Genomic DNA, 1,126 nt, shown 5'->3' with positions numbered 1-1,126 from the left:
TAAAAGAGGCATTATGATATGAATTTTCAATACCCACACTCAACTACAACACAGCCATGAATACACAGTTTAGTTGCTGGGCTCCCATATTCAAGAAAATGAGCGACGAGCGCACTTTCTTTTTTCTGAATCTCTTTAGCGTCAATAAAAAAATTATAGTTAGCAATACATTACGTGATTTATTAAAATAGATTTATCAATACATGAGCGTGACATCAGCAGAAAGATGCGCGACGCGCGCACTATAAAATGTTAGCTTTAAACTAAATCGGAGAAATAAATGAATATGAAAATTATTATGGCTTTAGCCGTAGCATTATCACCCAGTATAACGAAGGCGGATGAATGTACATCAGCGGGTTGCATATCGACTATTGAAAGCCTTTATACAAATTCAAGTGGTTTGATATATATAAGTACGCCGTTAGATGAAACTAAAGCAAACTGTACTGCTTACGCGGGAAATTATTTTGTATTAAACCCGGAGTCACCGAACGCCAAAGAAATATACTCATCTTTGTTGGCTGCCTACATGTCAGATTCTAAGATTCAACTCCGAATTAACGAGGGGAGCCCAAACTGTGAGTTGGCATATGTGAGGCTTAATAAAAATTTCTAGTACTTCGTCACACAAATTTTGACTAGTTGAGAGCACCGTAAGCTCTCTCTAGTTTTTCACGTGCTGAATCAACATTAAACATCCAATTTATACTGGCGCCTTCTTTATTTCGGCGCCATTCCCACGCCGTGAGCTCTGTCTTTAACTCTTCCATACTTGCTATGCGCCGATCTAAGCATTGCTTATTCATATGCCAATTTCTATCTCGACCATATTCAACCAACTCGCATGTTTAGGTGTGTAATGGAACTCTATTTTATTTAAAATACGTCGTGCTTCTTGCGGTGAAAATGCTTTATATAACGCACCTTCCGTATGAGTCGATAAGTTAACTAGCTCGACTACACACAGTCGAGACTCTTTTATCATCGAAAAATCCAATGGTGAAAGTGAGTTATTGATGATGTTTCTATTTTATTCATTTTCAAACTGGGAAGAAATATTTGATAAGTATTGCATATTCTCCCCAGCTTTGATCACCCAATGGCATTAACTTTGATCACTTAT

Annotated in this window: 1 pseudogene; it reads right to left on the bottom strand. The window is 37.4% G+C overall.

What is annotated here, in order from left to right:
* Positions 1–641: 641 nt before the first annotated feature.
* A pseudogene (locus J7338_RS20895) lies at positions 642–961 on the bottom strand (transposase); the annotation flags it as partial.
* Positions 962–1,126: the final 165 nt, after the last annotated feature.

It is taken from the genome of Pseudoalteromonas ostreae, assembly GCF_018069805.1.
GTDB lineage: Bacteria > Pseudomonadota > Gammaproteobacteria > Enterobacterales > Alteromonadaceae > Pseudoalteromonas > Pseudoalteromonas ostreae.
The sequence above is the reverse complement of the archived record's forward strand: the minus strand, read 5'-3'. Positions and strand labels throughout refer to the sequence as shown.